The sequence below is a fragment of the Aliivibrio salmonicida LFI1238 genome, assembly GCF_000196495.1.
Lineage (GTDB): Bacteria > Pseudomonadota > Gammaproteobacteria > Enterobacterales > Vibrionaceae > Aliivibrio > Aliivibrio salmonicida.
In genome coordinates this window covers 2,676,969-2,701,397 of sequence record NC_011312.1, presented here as the reverse complement: position 1 = coordinate 2,701,397, position 24,429 = coordinate 2,676,969, and the positions used below count along the sequence as shown (strand labels likewise).

The following is a 24,429-nucleotide window of genomic DNA, read 5'->3' as shown; positions in this document are numbered from 1 at the left end:
AGGCAGTAATCATGGCGCAATTCTTCAAACCGAAAAAGAAAGCTTCGGTAAACACAAAACACCTATCTGTAGATGTGGTTCGATTAGACCACAATAGTGCGGGTATTGCTTTTGTGGATAAAAAACCGGTGTTTATCGAAGGCGCCTTACCTGAAGAACAAGCGATAATTCAATTCATTGAGCAAAAGAAACAATATTCTCGTGCTAAATTGATTAAATTGACAAAAAAAAGCAGTAAACGCCAAGCTCCAATTTGTCAGCATTATGACGATTGTGGTGGTTGTAATCTTCAACATTTACAGCATGCAGAGCAAATCATTGCTAAAAATGACAAGCTGCAAGAGTTAATGAAAAAACAAGGTGTTGATGCTTGTGATGTTGCTGAACCCATTCTTGCGAATGAGCATGATTACCGACGCCGAGCTCGTATTAGTTTAATCATGAATAAACAAACGAATCAATTGGATTTTGGTTTTAGAAAAAAACAGAGCAAAGAAATTGTTAATGTTCGTCATTGTCCCGTTTTAGTAAAAGAACTCGATCAGCATTTAGAATCGCTATACACCTTACTTAATCAGCTTAAAGGTAAGCGACATTTAGGTCATGTTGAATTAGTTCAAGCAGATAACGGAAGTGTATTGCTCATTCGCCATGTCGCTGCATTTAATGAAAAAGATCAACAAGCTTTACTTCATTATTGTGAAGAACGAGATTTGATCCTATACCTAATGCCTGAGTCAGATGTATTGAATCACGTATATGGCGAAGAACCGTATTATGTCATTGATGAGGTGAAGATTTATTTTACGCCTAAAGATTTCATTCAAGTTAATGCCTCAATTAATGACAGCATGGTAAATCAAGCATTAACTTGGTTGGATCTCAATGCGGACGATTGTGTACTCGATTTATTCTGTGGCTTAGGTAATTTCAGTTTGCCATTGGCACAGAAAGTAAAAACAGTCGTAGGTATTGAAGGCGTTGAAGAAATGGTTAAGCGCGCTCAATCTAACGCAAAACGAAATGAATTAGATAATGTGACGTTTTATCAAGCAAATTTAGAAGAGCCGATTGATCAGCAAGTGTGGGCAAGCACAAAGTTTACAAAGATTTTACTGGATCCTGCCAGAGCAGGGGCTGCAGGAGTGATGCAAACTGTGGCAAAATTGAAGCCTGAAACCGTCGTTTATGTATCGTGCAACCCAGCAACACTTGCACGCGATAGCCAATTGCTTATTCAACGCGGTTACAAGCTTACTAGGCTAGGTATGCTTGATATGTTCCCACATACGGGACATTTAGAATCTATGGCATTGTTTGAGCGATAACTGGCAGAAATCGTCAGGTAAGCGAAATGGAGCCAAGCAGAATCATTATAAAATTGGATTATAGGAAACGGACATGGTCGCAGTTCGCGGAGCACATCTTAAGGAAAATGAAACGTTTGAGTTAGCTGAATGGATAATCAGCCTTGAACAAGATAAGAGCACCTCTAAAAAACTGACAGAGGTGTATCAACAATGCCAAGAGTTAGTGGATTCCCATGAAAATGGTCCACTCTTGTTGTGGCGTGGTCGAGAGATGATAGAAATCTTGATCACCCTAAGCATGGATAAGCCGACTTTAATTGCAGCTCAGTTATTTCCTTTAGTTTCATCTGGTGTGTTAGACAGAGAAACGTTAACTGAAAACTACAATAAAGAAATAGAAAAACTGATTGATGGCGTTGAAGAGATGGACGCGATTGGTCAGTTGAATGCGTCTGTTGGGGAAGAGTCAGCCTCTTCCCAAGTCGATAATATTCGTCGAATGTTATTGGCTATGGTTGATGATTTTCGTTGTGTGATCATTAAATTAGCTGAGCGTATTTGTAATTTACGTGAAGTGAAAAATGAACCTGAAGACGTTCGCCGAGCAGCGGCTAAAGAATGTAATAATCTTTATGCTCCTTTAGCGAACCGTTTAGGTATTGGTCAGTTGAAATGGGAAATTGAAGATTACTCTTTCCGTTATCAGCATCCTGATACCTATAAGAAAATAGCAAAACAATTGTCTGAGCGACGTATTGTTCGTGAACAATATATCCATGATTTTGTCACGGGGTTAAGTGATGAAATGGCGGGTTATAACATCAATGCCGAAGTCAGTGGGCGTCCAAAGCACATCTACAGTATCTGGCGTAAAATGCAGAAGAAGAGCTTGGAATTTGATGAATTGTTTGATGTTCGAGCGGTTCGAATTATTGCGGATAAACTGCAAGATTGTTATGCCGCATTAGGGGTTGTACACACGAAGTTTAAGCACTTACCAAGTGAATTTGACGACTACGTTGCAAACCCAAAACCGAATGGCTATCAATCTATTCATACGGTTGTTTTAGGCCCTGAAGGGAAAACCATTGAAATCCAGATCCGAACAAAGGATATGCACGAAGACTCAGAACTAGGGGTTGCTGCGCACTGGAAATACAAAGAAGGCTCATCAAACAGCAGTCGTACTGGTTATGATGAGAAGATTACGTGGCTACGTAAACTGCTTGATTGGCAAGAAGAGATGTCAGATTCTGGTGAAATGCTGGATGAATTACGAAGTCAAGTGTTTGATGATCGTGTTTATGCCTTTACCCCTCGTGGTGATGTTGTTGATCTACCAATGGGCGCGACACCTTTAGATTTTGCGTATCATATTCACTCAGAAGTAGGGCACCGATGTATTGGTGCGAAAGTGGGTGGACGAATCGTGCCATTTACCCATAACCTTGCAATGGGTGACCAAGTTGAAATTATTACCCAAAAAGAACCGAACCCTTCTCGAGATTGGTTAAACCCAACCTTGGGTTTTGTGAACTCTGGCCGTGCTCGTGCAAAGATCAATGCCTGGTTTAGAAAACAGAGTCGTGAAAAAAACCTTGATGCAGGTAAAGAGATTTTAGAAGTTGAATTAGCAAAAATTGGCGCAACGTTAAAAGATGCAGAGCAATACGCACTTAAGCGCTTTAATGTGAATTCAACGGATGAGTTGTTTGCTGGTGTTGGTAGTGGCGACTTACGTATTAACCAAGTGATTAATCACATTAATGCGTTAGTGAATAAACCAACCGCTGAGCAAGAAGATCAAAAAGCGTTAGAGCAATTGCAAGAATCTGAAGCGAAGGCACAAGCACAAGCTCAGGCGCAGAATAAAAAACGCAATGATGCAGTGGTGGTTGAAGGTGTCGATAATTTAATGACGCACCTAGCACGCTGTTGTCAGCCGATCCCTGGTGATCCTATCGCGGGGTACATAACTCAAGGTCGTGGTATTTCAGTTCACCGCAGTGATTGTGATCAGCTTGATGAATTACGTCATCATGCTGCAGAACGAATTATCGACACGGTGTGGGGGAGTGGTTTTGTTGGCTCTTATATATTGACGTTAAGAGTCACAGCCATGGATCGTTCTGGTTTATTGAAGGATCTTACCAGTCTGTTTGCGAATGAAAAAGTAAAAGTGTCTGGCATGAAGAGCCGTAATGATTACAAAAAGCAGCTGACTATTATGGATTTTGATCTTGAAGTGTTCAGTGCTGACATCCTTAGTCGATTAATTACTCGTGTTGAACAAGTAAAAGATGTCATGGAAGCCTCTCGATTATCATAGTAAAACAGAGAAAATAAATTGATGTAGATTTTCTTTAAGTTATTGATAATTAAAACAGATAAAAAATAGAGCCGAATATTAGCGATGATATTCGGCTTTTTTTTATAAAAATTATTCAAGTTCTGAAACTTCGAGCCGTAAATAAATGTATCAACGATGAATTATAGGCTTCAATCCTATAACAATAAATGAAGCGACCCGGAGCAAGAACTATGTCAATTTCAGTAAATACAAATATCTCAGCAATGACAGCACAACGTTACATGAATAATGCAACAGCTGCTCAAGCGGATTCAATGGAGAAATTGTCTTCAGGTTTAAAAATCAACAGCGCTGCTGATGATGCTTCTGGTCTGCAAATTTCAAATCGTATGACAGCACAAACTCGTGGTTTGAATGTTGCTGTTCGTAATGCCAATGACGGTATGTCGATAGCTCAAACTGCTGAAGGCGCAATGAAAGAAACAACAAATGTTCTTCAGCGTTTACGTGATTTATCACTGCAATCTTCAAATGGTTCAAACACGGATGCTGACCGTGAAGCAATGCAAGAAGAGGCAAGCTCACTAACGGATGAGTTGAATCGTATCGCTGAAACAACATCGTTTGCAGGAACTCGTTTAATTAATGGTGAGTTTGGTACTAAGTCATTTCAAATTGGCGCGGATTCAGGCGAAGCCGTTGCGATGACATTAAATAGTATGCGAGCAGATGAAGCGACGATGGGCGGTAAATCTTATTTTGCAGAAGAAGGTCGTGATATTAACTGGACGGTAGGCAAAGAGAATTCGCAATTTAATGTTCAATATAATGATAAAAATGGTAATGAACAAAAAATCAATATTGCCGCAAAATCGGGTGATGATATTGAAGAGTTGGCTACTTACATTAATGGCCAGACAAATGAGTTAAGCGCTTCTGTTACTGAAAAAGGTGTCCTACAAGTATTCATGTCTGGTGAGACTATCTCTTCTCCATTAACCTTCAGTGGCTCTCTCGCTAATGAGTTGAAAATGGGTGGGGAATCAGACGATACCGTTGCTTCTATGAATCTGACGACCGTTGGTGGAGCTCAGCGTTCTATTGATGTGATTGATGCAGCATTACAATATGTTGATGGTAATCGTGCATCACTCGGTGCGTTTCAAAATCGTTTTGAAAGTGCAGTTAATAACTTAACCAACATCAATGAAAATATTTCTGACTCAAACAGTCAAATTAAAGATGTTGATTTTGCTAAAGAAACGACAAACTTAACTAAGAATCAAATTTTAACTCAATCAAGTTCTTCGATTCTAGCCCAAGCAAAACAAGCGCCGACAGCAGCACTGGGTTTATTAAAGTAAGCTTTCTAAATGCCCTTTAGTTTAAGGCGAATGTATTTTTGAAAAAGCGGTGACTATAATGGTCACCGCTTTTTTGTTTTTAATCACAGGAAAATAGGTATGACAACCCCAAATAATATGGAACAGTTACTTTCAATTATGACTCAGTTAAGGGATAAGAAATCTGGTTGTCCGTGGGATCAAAAGCAAACCTTTGATTCTGTTATTCCTCACACCATAGAAGAGACCTATGAAGTGGTGGATGCAATTCATAAGAAAGATTGGGTTAATTTAAAAGAAGAACTTGGGGACCTATTATTTCAAGTTATTTTCTACTCTGAAATAGCAAAAGAAGAGCAGCTGTTTGATTTTAATGATGTGGTAGATACATTAAATGAAAAATTGATCCGCCGTCATCCACACGTTTTTGGTGATGAAATCCTTTCTACGGATGATGAGATTAGTGCTAATTGGGACAAAATAAAGCAACAAGAGCGTGCAAATAAACAGGAAAGTGACCCAAGGTCTAAGATTGGGAATGACAGTATTTTAGATTCAATTCCTACCGCCTTACCTGCATTATTAAAAGCCAATAAAATACAAAAACAATGCTCAAAAGTAGGGTTTGACTGGAATGAACTGCAACCGGTTGCTGAAAAAGTGAATGAAGAGGTCGCAGAGGTTTTAGAAGAGGCGATAAAAAATCCACGGGATGAAAATAAAGTAGAAGAAGAATTAGGCGATTTACTTTTTGCTACAGTAAATTTAGTTCGCCATTTAGGAAAAAATCCAGAGCAAGTGTTATGCAAAGCAAATGATAAGTTTGAACGCCGTTTTCGTCAAATTGAAGCGAACATCGCTAAAAAACACAAAACTTTGCAGCAATGTGATTTAAATGAACTAGACTCTGAGTGGGAAAATGTGAAGCGAAGTGAGCGGAATTGATTTGGAGCAAAAAATAAATCAATTAACTGTGATACTTTTCACGTTGTGGCCATAAAGCGGTTCTGGTATATTCATTTCCCGTCCAGATAAAATCCATTTTATTCCTCAATACACCAATTTCAGGTAACGTATGACGACGAATTACATTTTTGTAACTGGCGGGGTTGTATCCTCTCTAGGTAAAGGTATTGCAGCAGCATCATTAGCAGCTATTCTTGAAGCTCGTGGCTTAAAAGTCACTATGATGAAGCTTGACCCATACATCAACGTTGATCCAGGCACAATGAGCCCAACTCAACACGGTGAAGTATTCGTCACGGAAGACGGCGCAGAAACTGATCTAGATTTAGGTCACTACGAGCGCTTCATTCGCACCAAAATGACTAAACGTAATAACTTTACGGCTGGTCGAGTTTACGCTGATGTTCTACGTAAAGAACGTCGCGGTGACTACTTAGGTGCAACTATTCAAGTTATCCCTCATATTACGAATGCGATTAAAGAACGTGTTATTTCTGGCGCTGCAGGCCATGATATCGCACTCGTTGAAGTTGGTGGCACAGTTGGTGATATTGAATCTCTGCCATTCATGGAAGCGATTCGTCAGCTTGCTGTTGAGCTAGGTCGTGAACACACAATGTTTATGCACTTAACACTTGTTCCTTACTTGGTTGCAGCAGGCGAGCTTAAAACTAAGCCGACTCAACACTCAGTAAAAGAGCTACTGTCTATTGGTATCCAACCAGATATCTTAGTTTGTCGTTCAGATCGTGTTATTCCAGCAAACGAACGTAAGAAAATTGCTCTTTTCTGTAATGTACAAGAAAAAGCAGTTATCTCAATGAAAGACGTAGATTCAATCTACAAAATCCCACAATTGATCCGAGCGCAAGGTACTGATGATTTAGTGTGTCAACGCTTTGGTATTACCGCTCCTGCCGCTGATCTTTCTGAGTGGGAACAAGTAATTTATGAAGAAGCGAACCCGACTGGTGAAGTTACTATCGGTATGGTTGGTAAATACATTGAATTACCAGATGCTTACAAGTCAGTAAACGAAGCATTAAAACATGCGGGCTTGAAAAATCGCTTGAGCGTCACTATTAAATATATAGATTCACAAGATGTTGAATCTAAAGGTACTGAAATCCTAGAAGGTCTAGATGCAATTCTAGTTCCTGGTGGTTTTGGTGACCGTGGTATTGAAGGTAAGATCCTTGCTGCTCAATACGCTCGTGAAAATGCAGTACCATATTTAGGAATTTGTCTGGGTATGCAAGTTGCGCTAATTGATTACGCGCGTAACGTTGCTAATATGGAAGGGGCTCACTCTTCTGAATTCTCTAAAGACACGAAATTCCCTGTTGTTGGTCTAATCACAGAGTGGATTGATGGCGACGGTAATGTTGAAGAGCGTACTGAGAAATCAGATCTAGGCGGTACAATGCGTCTTGGTTCTCAACTATGTCATCTTGCTAAAGGCTCTAAAGCTCGTGAGCTTTACGGTAACGCAACAGTTGAAGAGCGTCATCGTCACCGCTATGAAGTAAATAATAATTTACTTCCGCAGCTTGAAAAAGCCGGTCTTAAGATCTCTGGCTTATCTGCTGATAAGAAGCTTGTGGAGATAATTGAAATCCCTAACCACCCATGGTTTGTGGCTGCTCAATTCCACCCTGAATTCACATCAACACCTCGTGATGGACACCCATTATTTGAAGGTTTTGTTAAAGCAGCAGGCGAAAATGCCCGCGGTGAATTCGAAAAGTAATAGGATTTACGGGTAGCTGTCCAATGTTGTGGCAGCTATTTTTAGCTTTTAAATTAAAGAAAATAGAGGAAACACAATGTCTAAGATCGTTAAAGTTCTAGGTCGTGAAATCATCGATTCTCGTGGTAACCCAACAGTTGAAGCTGAAGTTCATCTAGAAAGTGGTTTTGTTGGTATGGCTGCTGCTCCATCTGGCGCATCTACTGGTTCTCGTGAAGCTCTTGAGCTACGTGACGGCGACAAATCTCGTTTCCTAGGTAAAGGTGTTCTTAAAGCTATCGCAGCTGTAAATGGCCCAATCGCAGAAGCTCTAATCGGCAAAGACGCGAAAAACCAAGCTGAAATCGACCAAATCATGATCGATTTAGATGGCACAGAAAACAAAGCAAAATTTGGCGCTAACGCAATCCTTGCTGTTTCTCTAGCGAATGCTAAAGCTGCTGCAGCTGCTAAATCTATGCCTCTTTACGCTCACATTGCTGAACTAAACGGCACTCCTGGCGTATTCTCTATGCCTCTACCAATGATGAACATCATCAACGGTGGCGAGCACGCTGATAACAACGTTGATATCCAAGAATTCATGATTCAACCTGTTGGCGCTAAAACGCTTAAAGAAGCGGTACGCATGGGCGCAGAAGTTTTCCACAACCTAGCTAAAGTTCTTAAGTCTAAAGGCTACAGCACAGCGGTTGGTGATGAAGGCGGTTTCGCTCCTAACCTTAAATCTAACGCTGAAGCGCTAGAAGTTATCGCAGAAGCTGTTGCAGCTGCTGGTTACGAGCTAGGCAAAGACGTTACTCTTGCTATGGACTGTGCTGCTTCTGAGTTCTACAACAAAGAAGACGGTATCTACGACCTTAAAGGCGAAGGTAAGAAATTTACGGCTGAAGAATTCAACCATTACCTAGCTGGTCTTGTTGAGCAATTCCCAATCGTTTCTATCGAAGATGGTCTAGACGAGTCTGATTGGGCTGGCTTCAAGCACCAAACTGAACTTCTTGGTGACAAGATTCAACTAGTTGGTGACGATCTATTCGTTACAAACACTAAGATTCTTGCTCGTGGTATCGAAGAAGGCATCACTAACTCAATTCTTATCAAGTTCAACCAAATCGGTTCACTTACAGAGACTCTAGCTGCAATTAAGATGGCTAAAGATGCTGGTTTCACAGCAGTTATCTCTCACCGTTCTGGCGAAACTGAAGATGCAACAATTGCTGATCTAGCAGTTGGTACAGCGGCAGGTCAAATCAAAACTGGTTCTATGAGCCGTTCTGACCGTGTTGCTAAGTACAACCAACTAATCCGTATCGAAGAAGCTCTAGGTGAACTAGCGCCATTCAACGGTCTTAAAGAAGTTAAAGGTCAATAATCTCAATTTTTGAGAATATGACTTAATTCTTTAATCGTTCGATTAGAATTTTGATACAAAAACCGTCTCATTTGAGGCGGTTTTTTTTATTTCAGCTATACAGCTAGTGAAGTTCTAATGAGGGGTTGATATAGTTAGCGCTCTTTTCATTATAACTCAAACATTTGTTGCCGGAGCTACTATGCGTGCATTCGCCGTTTTACTGATTATTGCCTTAGGTTGGCTGCAATATACCTTATGGTTTGGAAAAAATGGCATGGAGGATTACGCTCAAGTATCCAATGATGTTCAGCTTCAAGAAGAAGTAAATCAAGGGTTACGTAATCGAAATGGACAAATGTTTGCTGAAATCGACGATTTAAGAAAAGGTTCAGCGGCAATAGAAGAGCGAGCTAGGCATGAACTCGGTATGATTAAAAAAGGTGAGACCTTTTATCGCATTATTGATGAAAATAGTGAGGAATAAAAAATGTCTTCATTGTCTCCTTTATTTATTACCGTAATCGTGCCTGCTGCAGGTGTTGGCAGCCGAATGAAAGCCGATCGCCCAAAACAATATTTAGTACTTGATGGTAAAACAGTCATTGAACATACCATTGAGAACTTATTGGCCTTTCCTATGGTCAATACTGTCATTGTTGCAATCAGCGATGATGACCCATATTTTGATGCGTTATCTATTGCTACCGATAAGAGAGTTATTCGAGTCTCTGGTGGGGAAGAGCGTGCTGATTCTGTTCTTTCTGGTCTAGAATACGTACAAAAAAACACATTAAGTCAATGGGTGATGGTTCATGATGCGGCACGCCCTTGCCTTCGCCATAGCGACATTGCTAAGTTAATTGAAGCCGTGATCCCGGATCATCTGGGTGGTATATTAGCCTCGCCAGTTCGAGATACGATGAAGCAGGCAAATTCAGATTTAAGCATCAGTACAACGATTGATCGCAGTGTGTTGTGGCATGCATTAACACCGCAACTGTTCACTACCGAGTTATTGTATACCGCATTAAAAACAGGTTTAGAACAGGGCTTATCGATTACGGATGAGTCTTCTGCTATCGAATTTATGGGATATCAGCCTAAACTCATACAAGGTCGGGCCGATAACTTAAAAATAACTCAACCTGAAGATCTTGATTTAGCAGAGTTCTACCTTCAAAAAATGAAAAAGGAAATCAACGAATGAGAATTGGACACGGATTTGATGTACATAAATTTGGTGGAGAAGGCCCAGTTATTATTGGTGGAGTCAGCGTTCCTTATGAGCAAGGGTTAATTGCTCATTCAGATGGTGATGTTGCACTGCATGCATTGTGTGATGCTTTGCTTGGTGCCATTGCGGAAGGAGATATTGGTCGTCATTTCCCTGATACTGATGATAAATGGAAAGGCGCCGATAGCAGAGCTTTGCTTAGAGATGTATATCGTCGAGTTAAAGAAAAAGGCTTAGAGCTAGGGAATGCGGATGTCACAATCATTGCACAAGCCCCTAAGATGGCGCCTCATATTAAACATATGTGCGCTGCTATTGCTGAAGATTTAGAAACAAGCTTGGATAATGTGAACGTCAAAGCGACCACGTCCGAGGGTTTAGGCTTTACTGGTAGAAAAGAAGGCATCGCTTGTGAAGCTGTGGTGCTGTTAGTTAAAAAATCTTATTAATTAGAGACAAACTTATGTCAGACATCATGTCTACTTTTTCATGGTTATACGGAAAGCCAGTTGCAACTGGTAAATTAAAGCAGCTACCTGAACACTTTATTGTAAAAGAAGTATTAGGGTATGAGTTCACTGGTAAAGGTGAACACTTAATGGTTAAAATTCGTAAAACTGGAGAAAACACGAAATACGTAGCGAATGAATTCGCTAAGTTTTGTGGTGTTAAATCAAAAGACATCAGCTGGGCTGGTTTGAAAGATCGCCATGCGGTGACTGAACAGTGGTTAAGCGTTCATCTTCCAAAAAGTGATCACTTGAATTTTGTTCTATTTGAAGTGGCACACCCTGGTGTTGAAATTTTAGAAATGACGCGTCATCATAAAAAATTACGTCCAGGCGATCTTCTCGGAAATAGCTTTCAGTTAATTGCGACTGAAGTGACTGATATGGATGATGTACTGGCTCGTTTAGAGAAGGTAAAAGTAACGGGTGTACCAAACTATTTTGGTGCTCAACGCTTTGGACATGAAGGCAATAACGTAACAGAAGCGCGTCGTTGGGGGCGTGAAAATGTCCGTACTCGTGATAATACGAAACGCAGTTTTTATCTATCAGCAGCGCGTTCGTGGATTTTTAACCATATTATTTCTCAAAGAATAACAGAGGGTTACTTCTCTCTACCTGTTGATGGTGATATTCTACTTGATCAAAACGATCGTACGGTTAATGAGAATGTAACGTCAGAAGACTGCATTCAAAAAATTAAAAAGGGTGAATTATCAATCAGTGCAGCACTTGCTGGAGATAATCAACTGCCAACGACAGAGAAAGCATTAATGTTTGAGCAACCACAACTGGATGCTGAACCAGACTTAATGGCCTTGATCCGTGGTAACCGTATGCGTCATGAACGCCGTAGCATTGAATTACATCCAGAGAACCTACATTGGTCTGTGGAAGGCGATCAACTTACCTTAAACTTTTCACTAACATCGGGCAGTTTTGCTACGGTTATCGTTCGTGAATTGTTACAAGAAATTGAAGTTGAACGTACATACGATTAGAACGACTTAAGAAATGAAGTGGAGAACTGAGTGAAGAAATTGCATATATTGCTAAGTAATGATGATGGGGTATTTGCTGAAGGGATGAATACTCTTGCTTTAGCTCTTATTGATATCGCAGATATTACTATTGTTGCTCCTGATCGTAATCGTTCAGGCGCGTCAAATTCCCTTACTCTAGAATCGCCACTTCGTGTCCGCCAAATTGCGGAGCATATTCACTCAGTACAAGGAACCCCAACCGATTGTGTTCATTTTGCATTGAATGAGTTAATGAAAGATAACTTACCTGATTTAGTCATTACAGGGATAAACCATGGTGCTAATTTAGGGGATGATACGCTGTATTCTGGTACCGTTGCAGCGGCAACAGAAGGGCATTTTTTAGGTTTGCCAGCCATAGCAATGTCATTGGTCGGAAAAACACATTTTGATACGGCAGCTCAGGTTGCGGTTGAATTAGTTAAGAATCATTTAGTAAAACCATTAACAACCAAAAGAGTATTGAATGTTAACGTTCCGGACTGTGAATATTCACAATTATCAGATTGGAAAGTGACTCGTTTAGGTGCAAGGCATCATTCTGAAAGCATGATAAAGGCAAAGGATCCTAGAGGAGAAACCATTTATTGGTTAGGTCCTCCAGGGAAAAAGCAAGACGCTGGAGAGGGCACGGATTTCTATGCCATTGCCAATAACTGTGTGTCTATTACCCCTTTACAAGTCGATTTAACAGCACATGATTCATTAACAATGATGAAAGAGTGGCTATCATTGCCGGAGAGCACTCATTAATGATGCATTCTCGCTCTGAGTTACTTGATCAATTCTTACGTCAGCAAGGTATCCTCAATGAGGATATTCTTTTGGCTATCCGACAATTGCCACGTGAGCGATTTGTTCCTGAAGCATTAGCACATCAAGCCTATCAAAATAATGCGCTACCAATCGGTGAGGGTCAGACGATCTCTCAACCGTATATTGTTGCAAAAATGACGGAACTATTGGAGCTTCAATATGACTCCAACTTGTTAGAGATTGGAACAGGCTCAGGTTATCAAACCGCAGTATTAGCCAAATTAGTAGGGCACGTGCACTCTGTTGAGCGTATTAAATCATTACAATGGAACGCGAAGCGCTTATTAAAGCTGTTAGATCTTTATAACATTTCAACTAAGCATGCTGATGGTTGGAATGGTTGGCCAAGTAAAAGCCCGTTTGATGCCATCATCGTTACCGCTGCCGCAGAATCCATTCCTAATGATCTTCTTTATCAATTAAAAGAGGGAGGACGGTTAGTCATTCCCATTGGTACAGAGTCACAACAATTGCTCCGAATTACCCGTCATGGAGATGAATTCCACTCTGAAGTGATCGAAGAGGTGCGGTTTGTGCCTTTAGTTTCAGGGGACTTAGCATAAGTGAATATGGATAAAATAAAACAATACTTCTCTTTCTCTTACTTGGGTGTGATAGCTCTTAGTTTATTGCTTGTTGGCTGTTCATTGGGGCCACATCGTCCTGCGCCAGTATCAAGCGTTAATAGTAAGGCATCTTCTTATGGTGGCACTGAGCGTGGCAGCTATCGAGGAAGTTACTACAAGGTTGAAAGCGGGGATACGTTATATTTTATTTCATATGTAACGAATAAAGATGTTAAAGAGCTTATTGCATATAACGAACTTAAAGCACCTTATGTGATCCAGCCAGGACAAAAAATAAAATTATGGGGCCCTCGATATATTGCTCCTGCGTACGGTGATGATGGCCATTCCGTTATTAAAGAGAATGGTACCCCAAGGTCTACTGCAACAGCGGTTGCCGTTGTTCCTGTTGCTACGAATAAAGCACCGAGTACGGCAAAACCCGTTACGTCCGCTAGCACAAAAACACAACCTGTTCAAAAACAAAGCACAAAAAAGGTTGAAAAGGCGAAATCGAAGGAGTATGTTGAATCTAACAAATCGATAACATCTTCTAAGCCGAAGCCGGTTGTTAAGCCAAAACCGAAGCCAACACCGAAACCAAAACCAGTAGAAAAAAAATCGGAGAAGGTAGATTCGTGGTTATGGCCAACTAAAGGAAGAATCATTGCTAAGTTTTCAACAGGAGACCAAGGAAATAAAGGGATAGATATCGCAGGTCAACGTGGCCAAGAGATCATCTCAACCGCAAAAGGAACCGTGGTTTATGCAGGCAATGCATTAAGAGGTTATGGCAACCTGATAATTATTAAACATAATGACGATTACTTAAGTGCCTACGCCCATAATGAATCATTGTTTGTGAAAGAAGGTCAACACATCAATGCGGGACAAAAAATCGCATCAATGGGTAGCTCAAGTACGAGCAGCGTTCGTTTGCATTTTGAGATCCGTTTTAGAGGGAAATCGGTAAATCCACAACGGTATTTACCGTAACAGGGATGACATAGCTGAGTTGTAATGTCTTGCTGGCTCGCCATAGGGAGGCGCTATGAGTAAAAGCAATGCAGTAACTAAAGTTGAAGAATTTGATTTAGACGTAGTTGATGAAACTGAACTAACGACAAAGACAGAAAAAAAATCTGAACGTCTTGAAGTTAGTAGTTCGCAAAAAGTAATGGATGCGACTCAACTGTACTTAAGTGAAATTGGATTTTCACCACTTCTAACCGCTGAAGAGGAAGTGTATTTCAGTCGCCTAGCCTTGAAAGGTGATGTTGCCGCTCGATCTAGAATGATTGAAAGTAACTTACGATTAGTGGTGAAAATTGCACGTCGTTATAACCATCGTGGTCTTGCTTTATTAGATTTGGTTGAAGAAGGTAATTTAGGTTTAATTCGCGCGGTTGAAAAATTTGATCCAGAAAGAGGCTTTCGCTTCTCTACTTATGCCACTTGGTGGATACGTCAAACGATTGAACGTGCCATTATGAACCAAACGAGAACCATTCGTTTACCTATCCACGTAGTGAAAGAGTTAAACGTATACCTGCGTGCCGCTCGTGAGCTATCCCAAAAATTGGATCATGAACCTACACCAGAAGAAATAGCAGAAAAGCTAGATAAACCAGTAAGCGATGTGAGTCGAATGCTGCGTTTAAACGAGAGGGTCGCTTCTGTTGATTCAATGGTTGCAGGTGACTCAGATAAAGCGCTGCTTGATATTATTCCGGATACGAAACATGCCGATCCTGAATCCGAAACACAAACAAACGATATTAACGAATCTTTAGTTGGCTGGTTAGGTCAATTAAATCCAAAACAAAAAGAAGTCGTTGCACGTCGTTTTGGACTGTTAGGGTATGAAGCGTCAACGTTAGAACAGGTAGGCCGAGAGATTGGTTTAACTCGAGAACGAGTAAGACAAATCCAAGTTGAAGGGTTAAGGCGTTTAAGAGAAATAATGACGCAACAAGGTTTGAATATGGAAACTCTATTTGCTGTTGATGACTTTTAAACTCATTTTTATTTAACAATAAGTAGAATCATAAAAGCCACAGCAAGGTTACTTGCGGTGGCTTTTTTAGTTTATGAGCAAGAGGATTGATTTATCATTGATCGCTTTTTTCACTGTCTTTTAGTGTATGAAACCCAGACCAAATTCTGTTTATTGTCGTGATCCAACATAGAGCGGAAAACACATAAGCAATGATTGAAAAGTGAAAAGGGAATAAGCAAAATAAAACAAAACAGCCAATCGTTTCTGTTCCTTCGGTTAGCCCTCTCATGTAATACAATGATTTGTTTTTGTAGACTGGGTTATCTATATTTCTTTTTCCTGCCATCACCGCAAAAGCCAAAAAACTGCTGCCAGTACCGATAAATGAAAAGATAATTAATGCGCCTGCAATGGCGTTATGTTCTGGATTTGCGAGAACAAATCCAAAAGGAATTAAAGAATAAAAGAGAAAATCTAAACTAATATCTAAAAATCCTCCCGAATCTGTAATGCCGTTGATTCTTGCTAATGCCCCATCCAAACCATCACAAATACGATTTAGTAAAATGAAAACCAAAGCAATATTGTATTCTTGAAAGATTAACGCCGGAAAAGCCATGCAGCCTAAAACGAAGCCAAAAACCGTCGTTTGATTTGCGGTTATACCAAGTTTATTTAATTGACTTGCCGTTATTGATAAGGGTTTACGTATAAGTTGGATGCTGAACTTATCAAGCATGGGGAATCTCCATTGGCCAAGAGAGTTGTTGGCTATTGTTCGGAATGTCATCATTATCATGAGTGACTAATAGTGTAGGTATATTGGCTTCAGCGAGTTGTGTGAATACCCAATCTCTAAATTGTATACGAAGTGCTTTGTCTAATTTACTAAAAGGTTCATCAAGTAAAGCGACTTTGGGCTTTGCTAGAAGCATTCTGACTAAACTAATACGAGCTCGTTGACCTCCTGATATTTGATCTGGAAAAGAGTGAGCTAAATGGTCTAATTGAATGTTTTTTAATGCGTTAATGGCCTCTGCTTGTCGTTCTTTTCCTTTAATTGCATTAGGCAAAGCAAAGGCAAGGTTTTCCCATACCGAAAGGTGAGGGAAAAGAAGATCTTCTTGAAAGAGAATACCGACATTTCTTTTATGGGGAGCCAAAGTATCAATGTTTTCTCCATTTAACTGGATGCTGCCTGAGTAGTTGAAATCATTCGTTAGATGACCTGCGATCACGTTTAATAGTGTTGATTTTCCACAGCCACTTGGCCCCATAATACTCAGTACTTCCCCTTTATTTACAGATAAAGAGCAAGAGGACAATAACTCAGTCCCACTATGAGTGAAAATGGTGAGATTCTTTATTGATAGGCTCATGACCTTCAACCTTCCTTGTCTTAATATTGATGTGGGAATGACGAGAATAATATCGACCGATAACGACGGCTAACGTAAAGAAAACAAAAGGCAACAGCGCTTGCCAAAGTGCATAAAGTGCCGTAATTCGACGATCAAATCCACTGGATAATGCCACAGCCTCCGTCGTTAGCGTCATCACTCTTCCTGCTCCTAACATCTTTGTTGGTAAATATTGAGCCAAACTGACACTGATCCCTATTGCTCCCGCATAAATAATGGCAGGAAAAAGTAAGGGGGCTTTAATCGTGAACCAACAATGCAATGGTGATTTACCTAAGCTTAACCCAGTTTGAATTAAGCGTTGATCAAAACTACGCCAAGGGCCATCTAGTGCAAGAAAAATATAAGGGAAAGAGAAAAATATGTGTGACCAAATCACCCAAATATAATAAGAATCATGAGAGAAATAGAGTGCGGCAACTTGAATACCAAACAAAAGAGAAAGTTGGGGTACTAACATCGGTATCGCTATCAGTAGGGGCGGGATATGCCAACGATATTTAAGTCTATATTCATGCCCAATTAATGCCAATACAAGCGCGATACTTGCTGAAATAAGAGCAATAAAAAGGCTGTCAGCAATGGTAGGGACAATATTCGGCCATTCTTCAATCCAGAACCGTAGAGAGAACTGAGTAGGCGTTAAATTAGGAAATCGCCACCGCTGTGTGATGCTCCATACCCACATAATAGGAAAAGAGATAACAATAATGCTACTAACCATCCCAAATAAAGAAAGCCCTGGAAATAAAAATCCAAATCGGCCAGAGATTTGCCATGCTCGGCAATAGCTTGTTATTCCCCATTCGATAAAGCGGTGAATGGCAATTAGCAGTAAACACAGGATAAATAGGATAACAGCCCCTGCGCCCGCTCTAGGCTGAAGGTTAATGTCTGGATCACTAAACCATTGCCAAACTAAAACAGCAAAGGTTGGGGGATTACTGGATCCAATAATTAAACCCACATCAACCACTGAAACGCTGTAAGCAATGATCGCCAATAAAGGGAAGCGCGCTTTTTTTAGCCATTGAGGAAAAAGGCACTTCCACCACATTTGATGAGGCTTATAGCCTAAACTGGTCGTTACTTTTATTGTTTTATCAATATTGAGCTGCTGCATTATCGGAATGCTCATGAGTAACAAAAAAGGCACTTCTTTAATGATGAGCACTAAGATTAGACCGATATTGAACGGGTCATTAATGATTGAAAATAAAGGTTCATTAGTTATGGGAGCAATGAGTCTGGCAATCATTCCGGTTGGAGAGAAAAGAAAGGCGAACCCAATAGCGAAAGCAACATGGGGCATCGCAAGTAAAGGGGCTAGAAGTGGTTCTATTTTTTTCCAAATAGGACGATGCCAACCACTTTGCAAAATGGCAAAGGAGATAATGCAAGTAAAGAAGGTACTGATGATTGCACTGGATAGCGTTAATAAAATGGAATGCCAAACGCCACTCCACTCAAAAGCCGCATGATAGCCATTCAGAGTAAACTGAGTTAATCTAATGGAGGGGATATAACTCAATGATGAGCTTAATACACCAATTAGACCGGGAGCAATAGGGACAATGCAGATCACAACAAGAAAAGCATAGAAAACGTGTAATATCATAATCTTGTTATTTAGATCCTAAAAAATTATAGACCAGTATTGGAGCAACAAGTTCCAGTTATAAAATGAATCATTTGATTAAATTACCCCTATCCATTTAGGGATGGGGGCACTGTTATTGACGCGATTTAATTTTGATAATACGCTTTATTGCCAATATCAAAGTGCAGTGGCATACGCCATTTTTGTATAGCAAGAAAAGCAAATACAACGCTAGAAAATGCCAAACAAGCGAGTGCAATGATCCAGATATTTAATGCGAGCATTAACACGGCGGTACAAAGTAAAAATGGAATGGCTTTTAGTCCCGGAACGCTGAAACAAAATGATTCTTTCATCGCAATACCAGAGAAGGTAATAAACAAGAATCCGATAGGTAACCAAAAGTAGTGGCTATTGTCTAACGGGCTTAATAATACTAAACCTATCCACGTTGACCACGTAATTATTATACGGATTTTTTTATCATACACATGCAAATTTGCGGCGCTCATTGCACTTGATACCGCTAAGGCTAGGTACGCCAATTTATCGAGAGGTTGTTCAAGAGCGATAAGTCCGATCTCATCTGACAGTGCAATGCACGAAAGAAGAAGTGCCAAGCTAAAAAGTGCGATTCCACAACGATAAGTAATAACACTGAATTTATCGATATTATCCAGTTTTTCAATGTGCTCTGTATTCGCCATATTTATATTCCAATTTTAAGCTTAGCCTATAACTGTAGCATGCTTATGATTGAAATTGCCTGTATATATTTCGTTGTATATGTTTATTTTTATGGTGATAAAGGCGGTTTTTTTTGGTTATTTGTACCTTATTAGTACGGTTGTTTTTCAGTTAGGTAAATTCAGTGATTAATGTCACATATTTGGTGATTTTAAATCTGCACAATGTATACTCCTTTTCCCAATACAAGCCGTCACAGGGAACAGTGAATGACCCCAAGGATTAGGACCAGCTACTGTTAAACAGCTTGTAAAGGAACCCAAATGAACCGCTTTTTATCTATTTCTACCTCCTCTTGGTACAGTAACGCTTCACCATTAACGTCCTTTATTGCGGCGTGCCCTTTCGTTTCTTCATATTTATCTTTAATCATTAAATAGGCATTACTATGACCATTTTATTTATTCTACTTGGCATGTGCGCGCTTATTTTTTGTGCATGGATATTTTCTGAAAAACGTTCAGCTATCAATTGGAAAACCGTTCTTAGAGCTCTTTTTCTACAACTCACTTTTGCAGCTCTTGTACTTTACTTTCCATGGGGTCAGACGGCTCTTGCTGCGCTAAGCAGTGGGGTATCAAGTTTGTTGGGTTTTGCTGATGAAGGCATCGCGTTTTTATTTGGTGATTTAGCATCAACAGGCTTTATTTTTGCGATTCGTGTATTACCAATCATTATTTTCTTCAGTGCCTTAATTTCTGCTCTGTATTATTTAGGCATCATGCAAAAAGTGATCGCTGTTTTAGGTGGCGCGGTTCAGAAATTCTTAGGAACAAGTAAGGTTGAATCTTTAGTTGCGACAGGTAACATCTTCTTATCTCAAGGTGAATCTCCTCTACTTATCCGTCCATTCTTGGCAAAAATGACACGTTCGGAGCTGTTTGCTGTGATGGTCGGTGGTATGGCATCGGTTGCTGGTAGTGTTCTAGGTGGTTATGCCGGATTAGGGGTTGAGCTTAAATATTTAATCGCAGCAAGCTTTATGGCGGCACCCGGCAGTTTATTAATGGCTAAGATTTTAGTGCCTGAGCAAGAAACGCCGGTTGATCAGCATGAGTTAACGATCGATAAAAGCGAACAGAGTAATGTGATAGATGCACTGGCAAGTGGTGCAATGAATGGCATGAAAATCGCGGTCGCTGTCGGTACGATGTTAATTGCTTTTGTCAGTGTGATTGCAATGCTAAACAGCGGACTAGAAATGGTTGCTGGATGGTTTGGCTTTGAAGGCATAACGCTGCAAATTGTGTTTGGTTATTTATTTGCACCTATTGCTTGGATCATTGGTATTCCTGAAAGTGAAATGGTGATGGCGGGTTCATACATTGGCCAAAAAATAGTATTAAATGAGTTCGTTGCTTTTATCGACTTTGTTCAACATAAAGATCAATTATCAGCTTACAGCCAAGTAATTATTACTTTTGCATTATGTGGTTTTGCTAATATTAGCTCGATAGCGGTTCAATTAGGTTCTATTGGTGTGATGGCACCAGAGCGCCGTGCTGAAGTCGCGAATATGGGTTTTAAAGCGGTACTTGGTGGCACGTTAGCTAACTTAATGAGTGCGTGTTTAGCTGGTTTGTTCTTTAGTTTATCTCTGTAAGATTGTTTTAAAAAAGCCCGTGATACAGGTTGTTATTAACAACCATGCTCACGGGCTTTTTTTTAAACGTTAAGTCTGATTAGGTTGCCTTAACCAATCACTATTTGTCCTAATACATAACCGACCATACAGGCCGAAATTACCCCGATTAAACCAACCGACATAAACGAGTGGTTAAAGTAGTATTTACCAATCTTAGTCGTACCTGAGCTATCAAAGTTAACCGTAGCAATATCTGATGGGTAGTTTGGAATAAAGAAGTAACCATAAACTGCAGGCATTAAACCAATCACCAAAGCAGGCTCTAGACCTAGAGCAAGGCCAACAGGTAACATCATTCGAGCCGTTGCTGCTTGAGAGTTAACCACTACAGATACAATGAATAGCGCTAAAGTGAATGTCCATGGGTGAAGTGTCACCATATCCACAATTCCGGCTCTAAATTGAGGCATTGCGTATTGGAAGTAGGTATCTGACATCCAAGCAATACCGAAGATAGCAATCGCGGCAACCATACCTGATTTAAACACCACACCATTTGGAACATCACGAGGATCGGTCTTCGTCGCTAATAGAATGACACCACCAAACGCCAACATCATCATTTGGATCACGACTGACATTTTGATCGGAGCGCCACCTTCTGTGATGGTACGGATCTCTGGCAACATAGCGATGACAACAATAGATACGATGGCAGCTAAAAAGATAAGTACCGCATTGCGGGCTTTGGTTGGTAGTTTTTCATCTAAAGACGTAGAGGTAGTGTTTAAGATTTTTTCACGCCAAATAGGATCTTTTAAACGAGCTTGATACTCTTCATCATCGTCTAATTCTTTACCACGACGTAAACTGTACAGCGCCAACATTAGTGTACCAAATAACGTTGAAGGAACCGTAACCATTAAGATCGACAATAAGGTAATTGATGCATCGATATCGACTAATTGCGCTAAATAGTAAACAACCGCAGCAGAAAGAGGGGAAGCGGTAATTGCGATTTGAGAGGCAACAGAAGCCGCCGCCATAGGGCGTTCAGGTCGAATACCATTTTTTAATGCTACATCACCAATGATAGGCATAATCGAATATACCGCGTGACCTGTACCTAGCAAGAATGTCATCGCATAGGTAACAAAAGGAGCGATGATAGTAACGCGTTTCGGGTTCTTTCTTAAGATCCGCTCTGCGACTTGCAGCATGTACTTGAGGCCCCCAGCGGCTTCTAGTATCGATGCACAAGTAACAACCGCTAAGATAATAAGCATAACGGTAACGGGAGGAGATGTAGGGGGCATTTTGAAGATAAACACTTCAATAACCAGACCAATCCCAGAAACGACGCCTAAACCAATCCCGCCAAAGCGAGAGCCAATATAGAGCACTAGTAATAGAAAGATAAACTCAAAATACAACCACCTGCATAAATGCAAAAAATAATAAAAAATCAATTACAGGCATTAATACCTTATATATCAGAGGCTTTTATTGAGCTTGTTCTCATTTAGAGTGTTGTTGGTTTTGTAAATAGAGGTTTGATTGATCTGAGTTAAAGGGATGACTATTTTTTTGATCGAAATAAAAAAGTGTGGGCTATCTATCAGATAAATCTAGGTGGTTTTATTATTAGGAGGGCGTAATTGATGTATTACGCCCTAGTGAGGAGTTAATCGCGGGTGAAGTTGAGCTCTGAAAAATGGTCAAGATCATACGGTGTTTGTTGGTAAACACAGTAATTCAACCAATTAGAAAACAACAAATGTCCGTGACTACGCCACGTCGCTTTTGGTGGAATATCAGGGTTATCATCAGGGTAATAATTAACCGGAATAATAGGTTCCATTCCTTCACCTAAATCACGAAGATATTCATTATGTAAAGTGAGAGAGTCGTATTCAGGGTGACCAGTAACAAATACATTTCGCTTGTCTTTGGTTGATGCTAAATAAACCCCGGCTTCTTTTGAGGTAGCAAGGATGTCGAGATCGGTATGAGCGTTAAGATAATCGGCAGAAAAATCCGCATAATGAGAATGAGGCGCTAAAAATTGATCATCAAAACCACGTAAAATGGGGTGATGTTGTTCAAGGTTGGTGTGTTTGTAAACACCAGACAGTTTTTCTTTGCGTGTGCGTTTTGGTAAATCATACAGCAATTTTAAACCGGCTTGTGCCGCCCAACAAACATACAAACTCGATGTGACATGATCCTTTGCCCACGTCATGATGGTTTGTAAGTGCTCCCAATAAATAACATCTTCAAATTGGACTAAACCCAATGGAGCGCCAGTAATTATCAATCCATCAAAATTACGATTTTTAATGCCTTCAAATTGGCGATAAAAAGTATCTAAATGTTCGGTCGGGGTATTTTTACTGGTGCGATTATCAATGCGTAATAGCTCAACATCCACTTGTAGTGGACTGTTTGATAACAAGCGAAGAAATTGAGTTTCTGTTTCTATCTTCTTAGGCATCAAATTTAATATGATCACTTTAAGAGGACGAATGGCTTGTGTGGTGGCTCGAGATTCTTGCATGACAAAGATATTTTCTTCACGCAATACTTCAGCAGCAGGGAGTTGGTCAGGGATTCTAATTGGCACAACTTATCCTTAAGTTATTTTTAATTCATAGCATTCTATACGTCTATACTCCTAAACTACCTTAATATGAATAGGGTGTCGACACAAGAAAGGGCACTAATTGCGCCCTTTCTTCTTTTTTTAGTCCCTAGTTATAAATAACCAGATTGTCTCTTTCATCATGATGCCGATTTATAGAAGACTTTTAATTTACTTAATGAGAGTGCACTTCGTGGGATCTTCGACAGTAAAATCCCACCAAGCAGCGGCGCTAGCATGATAAGGGACTTATCTGAAATAGTGGTTCCAGAAGTGAGTGAAGACAAACTGAGTGCGACTAATGGGAAGATTAAGAAACAGATTGATGCGGCAAAGGGGGTTGATATTTGACCTAATTTAAAATAAGCCACAATGCCACCGACACTTGCAAAGACACCTAAGTAAGCGACAGCTATTACAGAAGATGATGAGAACGCTTGTACGTCGACCTGTTCAAAAGCAAATGACGTAATAAACAATAATAGTGCGGCAATAAAACTAGGAATGGCGTTGTAAGTGATGACTTGAATATCTTTACAGTATTTTTGCACCATCACATACATGATCGCATGAATAGCAACGGCTAACGCTAACGCAGCTGAACCAATCAGTAAATCATCACCACCAATCCCCAGTTCATTTGATAAAATGACATACAAACTGCTAACAGCAATAAACAAGCCTGCAAATTGATGGGGTGAAAGTCTAAGTCCTAAAAATAAAGTGGATGTGATCATTACGGCAATTGGCATGTTGGCAAAAATAATAGATGCAAGGCCAGAAGAAATATACATCTCACCAGCTATCATTAAGGTAAATGGAATCGCAAAATAGAAAACAGCGACAATAATCATCCACTTATTTTTCCCTCTTGGAAAGAATAAAGGCTGATTAAAAATCTTCGACAATAAAATTAGAATAGGCGAAGCAATAAGAAAGCGCAGAGCCGTCGAAAAAATAGGTGGGATGGTATCGACGGCTATTTCCATAGCAAGCCATGTGGTTCCCCAAATGAAGCACACAGAGCAAAACAGCAGCAGCGAAAGGTATTTCTTATCCATATAAAGTGTCCATTCTATATTGTTTTAATGTATCGATATTTTTTGTGCAATAGCAACAAGATGAACGGGAAATATACGTGCTTCACCGGAGAATAACTTACTCATTTATGTCATAAAAAATCAAGTTTATAGAATTTTTTTCTCTTTTATTGAGTTTGTTAAGTATTTAT

The 24,429-nt window shown here is 40.0% G+C and carries 23 protein-coding genes; 15 read left to right on the top strand and 8 right to left on the bottom strand.

The features are described from left to right. Positions 1–11 precede the first annotated feature (11 nt). From rlmD to rpoS, 14 genes are all read left to right on the top strand, one after another. The gene (gene rlmD, locus VSAL_RS13165; RefSeq protein ID WP_012550991.1) at positions 12–1,328 is read left to right on the top strand and encodes a 23S rRNA (uracil(1939)-C(5))-methyltransferase RlmD; all 1,317 of its coding nucleotides are present in this window, start codon (positions 12–14) and stop codon (positions 1,326–1,328) included. A 73-nt stretch (positions 1,329–1,401) separates the two neighbouring features. Further along, a complete protein-coding gene (gene relA, locus VSAL_RS13160; RefSeq protein WP_012550990.1) occupies positions 1,402–3,639 on the top strand; it encodes a GTP diphosphokinase in 2,238 nt (745 codons plus the stop codon). 212 nt (positions 3,640–3,851) lie between these two features. Then, positions 3,852–4,985, top strand: a complete 1,134-nt coding sequence (locus VSAL_RS13155; RefSeq protein WP_044583324.1) for a flagellin — start codon at positions 3,852–3,854, stop codon at positions 4,983–4,985. 99 nt (positions 4,986–5,084) lie between these two features. Continuing rightward, complete coding sequence (mazG, locus tag VSAL_RS13150) at positions 5,085–5,909, top strand: nucleoside triphosphate pyrophosphohydrolase (RefSeq protein ID WP_012550988.1); 825 nt, start codon at positions 5,085–5,087, stop codon at positions 5,907–5,909. A 130-nt stretch (positions 5,910–6,039) separates the two neighbouring features. Further along, positions 6,040–7,680, top strand: coding sequence for a CTP synthase (locus VSAL_RS13145; protein ID WP_012550987.1), 1,641 nt, complete (start codon positions 6,040–6,042; stop codon positions 7,678–7,680). Between the two features lie 76 nt (positions 7,681–7,756). Beyond that, positions 7,757–9,055, top strand: coding sequence for a phosphopyruvate hydratase (eno, locus tag VSAL_RS13140; protein WP_012550986.1), 1,299 nt, complete (start codon positions 7,757–7,759; stop codon positions 9,053–9,055). Positions 9,056–9,236: 181 nt separating this feature from the next. Continuing rightward, entirely contained in the window at positions 9,237–9,521 is a 285-nt protein-coding gene (gene ftsB / locus VSAL_RS13135; RefSeq protein WP_012550985.1) for a cell division protein FtsB, read from the top strand. A gap of 3 nt (positions 9,522–9,524) precedes the next feature. After that, positions 9,525–10,244 carry a 2-C-methyl-D-erythritol 4-phosphate cytidylyltransferase gene (gene ispD / locus VSAL_RS13130; protein WP_012550984.1) on the top strand — a complete coding sequence of 240 codons (720 nt, stop codon included), beginning with the start codon at positions 9,525–9,527 and terminating at the stop codon, positions 10,242–10,244. Then, positions 10,241–10,720 carry a 2-C-methyl-D-erythritol 2,4-cyclodiphosphate synthase gene (ispF, locus tag VSAL_RS13125; RefSeq protein ID WP_012550983.1) on the top strand — a complete coding sequence of 160 codons (480 nt, stop codon included), beginning with the start codon at positions 10,241–10,243 and terminating at the stop codon, positions 10,718–10,720. Before ispD ends, ispF begins: the two co-directional genes overlap by 4 nt. 14 nt (positions 10,721–10,734) lie before the next feature. Continuing rightward, positions 10,735–11,781: a tRNA pseudouridine(13) synthase TruD gene (gene truD / locus VSAL_RS13120; RefSeq protein ID WP_012550982.1), complete on the top strand. Its 1,047-nt coding sequence runs from the start codon at positions 10,735–10,737 to the stop codon at positions 11,779–11,781. A gap of 30 nt (positions 11,782–11,811) precedes the next feature. Further along, complete coding sequence (gene surE / locus VSAL_RS13115) at positions 11,812–12,576, top strand: 5'/3'-nucleotidase SurE (protein WP_012550981.1); 765 nt, start codon at positions 11,812–11,814, stop codon at positions 12,574–12,576. Further along, positions 12,576–13,202: a protein-L-isoaspartate(D-aspartate) O-methyltransferase gene (locus VSAL_RS13110; protein WP_012550980.1), complete on the top strand. Its 627-nt coding sequence runs from the start codon at positions 12,576–12,578 to the stop codon at positions 13,200–13,202. The genes surE and VSAL_RS13110 overlap by 1 nt, the downstream gene beginning before the upstream one ends. Positions 13,203–13,208: 6 nt before the next feature. Continuing rightward, positions 13,209–14,201 carry a peptidoglycan DD-metalloendopeptidase family protein gene (locus VSAL_RS13105; protein WP_012550979.1) on the top strand — a complete coding sequence of 331 codons (993 nt, stop codon included), beginning with the start codon at positions 13,209–13,211 and terminating at the stop codon, positions 14,199–14,201. A gap of 55 nt (positions 14,202–14,256) precedes the next feature. Then, positions 14,257–15,222: an RNA polymerase sigma factor RpoS gene (gene rpoS, locus VSAL_RS13100; RefSeq protein ID WP_012550978.1), complete on the top strand. Its 966-nt coding sequence runs from the start codon at positions 14,257–14,259 to the stop codon at positions 15,220–15,222. Positions 15,223–15,316: 94 nt separating this feature from the next. Here the strand turns inward: rpoS and VSAL_RS13095 are convergent, their stop codons facing one another. The 5 genes from VSAL_RS13095 to VSAL_RS24095 form a co-directional block, all read right to left on the bottom strand. Then, complete coding sequence (locus VSAL_RS13095; protein ID WP_012550977.1) at positions 15,317–15,943, bottom strand: CDP-alcohol phosphatidyltransferase family protein; 627 nt, start codon at positions 15,941–15,943, stop codon at positions 15,317–15,319. Continuing rightward, the gene (locus VSAL_RS13090; RefSeq protein ID WP_044583323.1) at positions 15,936–16,583 is read right to left on the bottom strand and encodes an ATP-binding cassette domain-containing protein; all 648 of its coding nucleotides are present in this window, start codon (positions 16,581–16,583) and stop codon (positions 15,936–15,938) included. Before VSAL_RS13090 ends, VSAL_RS13095 begins: the two co-directional genes overlap by 8 nt. Next, a complete protein-coding gene (locus VSAL_RS13085) occupies positions 16,543–18,240 on the bottom strand; it encodes an ABC transporter permease (RefSeq protein WP_407921290.1) in 1,698 nt (565 codons plus the stop codon). Before VSAL_RS13085 ends, VSAL_RS13090 begins: the two co-directional genes overlap by 41 nt. 131 nt (positions 18,241–18,371) lie before the next feature. Beyond that, entirely contained in the window at positions 18,372–18,932 is a 561-nt protein-coding gene (locus VSAL_RS13080) for a DUF2301 domain-containing membrane protein (RefSeq protein WP_012550974.1), read from the bottom strand. A gap of 278 nt (positions 18,933–19,210) precedes the next feature. Beyond that, entirely contained in the window at positions 19,211–19,345 is a 135-nt protein-coding gene (locus tag VSAL_RS24095) for a hypothetical protein (protein ID WP_269447610.1), read from the bottom strand. A gap of 15 nt (positions 19,346–19,360) precedes the next feature. On the opposite strand from VSAL_RS24095, the gene VSAL_RS13075 reads away from it, so the two are divergent. Further along, positions 19,361–20,575, top strand: a complete 1,215-nt coding sequence (locus tag VSAL_RS13075; protein ID WP_012550973.1) for a NupC/NupG family nucleoside CNT transporter — start codon at positions 19,361–19,363, stop codon at positions 20,573–20,575. Between the two features lie 89 nt (positions 20,576–20,664). On the opposite strand, the gene VSAL_RS13070 is transcribed toward VSAL_RS13075, so the two are convergent. The 3 genes from VSAL_RS13070 to VSAL_RS13060 all read right to left on the bottom strand — a co-directional run bounded on the left by VSAL_RS13070 (position 20,665) and on the right by VSAL_RS13060 (position 24,259). Then, the gene (locus VSAL_RS13070; protein ID WP_044583322.1) at positions 20,665–21,990 is read right to left on the bottom strand and encodes an anaerobic C4-dicarboxylate transporter; all 1,326 of its coding nucleotides are present in this window, start codon (positions 21,988–21,990) and stop codon (positions 20,665–20,667) included. Positions 21,991–22,241: 251 nt separating this feature from the next. Continuing rightward, on the bottom strand, positions 22,242–23,180 hold the full coding sequence (gene metA, locus VSAL_RS13065; protein ID WP_012550971.1) for a homoserine O-acetyltransferase MetA: 939 nt from the start codon (positions 23,178–23,180) through the stop codon (positions 22,242–22,244). A 158-nt stretch (positions 23,181–23,338) separates the two neighbouring features. Beyond that, entirely contained in the window at positions 23,339–24,259 is a 921-nt protein-coding gene (locus VSAL_RS13060) for a DMT family transporter (protein ID WP_012550970.1), read from the bottom strand. Between the last annotated feature and the right edge of the window lie 170 nt (positions 24,260–24,429).

Excerpts from the sequence above, each read along its gene's own strand:
- rlmD (WP_012550991.1), top strand. The coding sequence starts at position 12 with ATGGCGCAATTCTTCAAACCGAAAAAGAAAGCTTCGGTAAACACAAAA.
- relA (WP_012550990.1), top strand. The coding sequence starts at position 1,402 with ATGGTCGCAGTTCGCGGAGCACATCTTAAGGAAAATGAAACGTTTGAG.
- VSAL_RS13155 (WP_044583324.1), top strand. The coding sequence starts at position 3,852 with ATGTCAATTTCAGTAAATACAAATATCTCAGCAATGACAGCACAACGT.
- mazG (WP_012550988.1), top strand. The coding sequence starts at position 5,085 with ATGACAACCCCAAATAATATGGAACAGTTACTTTCAATTATGACTCAG.
- VSAL_RS13145 (WP_012550987.1), top strand. The coding sequence starts at position 6,040 with ATGACGACGAATTACATTTTTGTAACTGGCGGGGTTGTATCCTCTCTA.
- eno (WP_012550986.1), top strand. The coding sequence starts at position 7,757 with ATGTCTAAGATCGTTAAAGTTCTAGGTCGTGAAATCATCGATTCTCGT.
- ftsB (WP_012550985.1), top strand. The coding sequence starts at position 9,237 with ATGCGTGCATTCGCCGTTTTACTGATTATTGCCTTAGGTTGGCTGCAA.
- ispD (WP_012550984.1), top strand. The coding sequence starts at position 9,525 with ATGTCTTCATTGTCTCCTTTATTTATTACCGTAATCGTGCCTGCTGCA.
- ispF (WP_012550983.1), top strand. The coding sequence starts at position 10,241 with ATGAGAATTGGACACGGATTTGATGTACATAAATTTGGTGGAGAAGGC.
- truD (WP_012550982.1), top strand. The coding sequence starts at position 10,735 with ATGTCAGACATCATGTCTACTTTTTCATGGTTATACGGAAAGCCAGTT.
- VSAL_RS13110 (WP_012550980.1), top strand. The coding sequence starts at position 12,576 with ATGATGCATTCTCGCTCTGAGTTACTTGATCAATTCTTACGTCAGCAA.
- VSAL_RS13105 (WP_012550979.1), top strand. The coding sequence starts at position 13,209 with ATGGATAAAATAAAACAATACTTCTCTTTCTCTTACTTGGGTGTGATA.
- rpoS (WP_012550978.1), top strand. The coding sequence starts at position 14,257 with ATGAGTAAAAGCAATGCAGTAACTAAAGTTGAAGAATTTGATTTAGAC.
- VSAL_RS13095 (WP_012550977.1), bottom strand. The coding sequence starts at position 15,943 with ATGCTTGATAAGTTCAGCATCCAACTTATACGTAAACCCTTATCAATA.
- VSAL_RS13090 (WP_044583323.1), bottom strand. The coding sequence starts at position 16,583 with ATGAGCCTATCAATAAAGAATCTCACCATTTTCACTCATAGTGGGACT.
- VSAL_RS13080 (WP_012550974.1), bottom strand. The coding sequence starts at position 18,932 with ATGGCGAATACAGAGCACATTGAAAAACTGGATAATATCGATAAATTC.
- VSAL_RS24095 (WP_269447610.1), bottom strand. The coding sequence starts at position 19,345 with ATGATTAAAGATAAATATGAAGAAACGAAAGGGCACGCCGCAATAAAG.
- VSAL_RS13075 (WP_012550973.1), top strand. The coding sequence starts at position 19,361 with ATGACCATTTTATTTATTCTACTTGGCATGTGCGCGCTTATTTTTTGT.
- VSAL_RS13060 (WP_012550970.1), bottom strand. The coding sequence starts at position 24,259 with ATGGATAAGAAATACCTTTCGCTGCTGCTGTTTTGCTCTGTGTGCTTC.